1 protein-coding gene is annotated in these 2,503 nt (G+C 40.4%); it reads left to right on the top strand.

Annotated features, from left to right (window positions below; genetic code table 11):
* The first annotated feature begins 358 nt into the window (after window positions 1-358).
* Window positions 359-2,380 carry a hypothetical protein gene (locus tag IE093_RS22165; protein ID WP_189473103.1) on the top strand — a complete coding sequence of 674 codons (2,022 nt, stop codon included), beginning with the start codon at window positions 359-361 and terminating at the stop codon, window positions 2,378-2,380.
* Window positions 2,381-2,503: the final 123 nt, after the last annotated feature.

Here is a 2,503-nt window from a genome sequence, read left to right as displayed (position 1 = left end):
CATGCTCATGCCTTGCGCATGGCTGACCTGGATCGTGGCGCGTTCTTCGATGCTGAGTTCTGAATAGGCCATGGAGGCAACACCTTACCGGAATGGTCAGGTGTTGCACTCAGTTTCTGCGGCCAAGCACTTTCAAGGATAAGAGTCATTGGAGAGCTTGGCATACGCACCAGAGGAGATCCCCCGGGACCCAACAGATACATATTATGTAAGAAATCTGCCATATTTTATTTAATTATAAAAATCTCTATTTTTATCTAACTTAATCATGACTAGAAAAGGCCTAGTTGAAATTATCATTAAGGCCAATATTAGAATATATTTTTCAAGGACAGATTAACATCAAGGATAGATTAACATGGAATGGTATAAGAGAGAAGCTGATAAGATACTTTCTAAAATTACTGACAAAGATGAGGTGATTAACCTTGGCGCTGGATTTGGGCCGTCTGGGTTACCCCACATAGGAACCTTCAGCGAGATATTTAGAACTAGCCTAGTTAGAGACTGCTTGGTTAGCAGAGGAAAAGAAGTTAGAATTTTCCTGATCTCTGATGACTTAGATCCGTTGAAGAAAATCCCTTCTAATCCTGGCTGGGTTGAAAGCCTTGAAGGTTTTAAAGGCATGCCGCTATGTAAGTGCCCGGATCCGAGCGGGGAGTATGGGTCATTTTCTGAAATGATAGAAGACAAGTTCTATTCTTTGCTCGATCATTACAACATCCAGTGCGATATAACAAAAAGCTCTGAAGCTTACTACAGTGGAAAATACAATAAAATAATATTAGAGCTCGCGAAGAAATACTCTTCAATTAATGATATATGTAGAGCTTCCGTTGGTCCTTTGAGAAGAAGGACGTACAGCATATTTATGCCAATATCCCCTTTTAGCGGAAGGGTGATTGAGCATATAAAGATAGACAACATAGATTTAGAAATAGGAGAGCTTACATACCATATCCCTGGAGAAGAAATAGTTAACCTCCCCGACGAGGATTATTCTATAGAGCTTCGTAATTACTACAAAGACGAGCCGGTTGATGAAAGCATAACGGTATCCATTTTTGATGGGAATTGTAAGCTCCAGTGGAAAGCTGACTGGGCTATGCGATTGATCTTCAGGGCTATTAAGTTTGAGATGCATGGTGACGACCTTACGCCCTCAGCTGAAGTTGCAAAAGCCATAATCAGTCATATGGGAATGTCATCGCCAATATTCTATAGGTATGGATTGTTTCTAGATGACTTTAATAAAAAAATATCAAAGTCTAAAGGAAACGGTTTCTCAATGGATAATGCAAGAAAGCTTCTGACAGCAAATTCTTTTAAGGGGTATTTAGGCAGGAGGCCTGATAAGCCCTTGAAGTTTTCTATGAGGAAATCCCCGGAAATCAATGATAACTATGGAAGAGTGAGGAAGAATGAGATTGGCTTCCGAAAATCCCATAGGATAATAGAATCATTTCATCCCGTGAGCCGATTGTCGGCTCGAAGGATAATAGACATCTATGCAAGTAAAAGCAAGAGGTCAGTAAACCAAAGTGCGGTTGACTGTGCCTATAACTTGTTTTCTGAGGAAGACTCTTTTCGTGGCCATTGCAATTTCACACTCCAAGAAAAAATGTTTTTGGAGAATGTGCTTTCCGAGGCAACCTATTCTGCACCTCAAAGTGAGCATGAGTTTCATTTAATAGTGGATAATTCAAGAAGCGCACTACCCAACCCTATAGATAAGCATGATGCATGGAGAGTAATTAATAAATCTTTGTTTGGAGGTAATAGTGGTCCAAGAGTTTCTAGTTGGGCCATGATTAATGGAATGGATAAGCTTATCTTCCGAGTTAAGAGGTCTATCGAAGGCACTACTAATTTAGAAGTTGAGAGTAAAGTCATGAGGTCACGGAATATATCTTTTGGAAAATCTGGACATAAACATTCAGCAGATGATCATAAGGGGGATAATGGAACACCCTATGTTTTGAGTGATATTGACTTTAATAAGATTTATGACCTTTGTCGTGAATTGTCTGTATCCTTAGATGTGCGCAAGGACAAAATAGTTTCTTCGCTGTCAAGCTATCAGTGCACTAATGTAACTGAAGACGAAATAGAAAGATCAAAAGACTTGCTAGACAACATTACTGAAAACAGGCAGTATTTTGTCAAGTATGTTAGAGGGGTTACTTCTTTTCTTCCTCTCAATCAGCCATTATATGCATCTATATGTTTTGGGTTCATTCCATCGTTGATGGCTAGGGATACATCAATTAGGCCGCCAACAGCAATGCATGCTCATTACAATAAGCTCATGAGATCAATAGATCTCCCCTCCTTCTCAGAAAGTCTAAGAGTTTCATATTCTGAAAAAGAAGAGTTCTGAACCGCCCCGGGATTCCCGGAGACTCCATTTCTTGAGAGGATGGAGTGATGACAACATCGAAGAAATACTCACCTGAGGTGAGGGAACGGGCGGTTCGGATGGTGCGCGAGCACCAGGATGAAT

Source organism: Litchfieldella qijiaojingensis (genome assembly GCF_014651875.1).
Taxonomy (GTDB): Bacteria; Pseudomonadota; Gammaproteobacteria; order Pseudomonadales; family Halomonadaceae; genus Litchfieldella; species Litchfieldella qijiaojingensis.
This window is presented reverse-complemented; position numbering and strand designations above follow the sequence as displayed.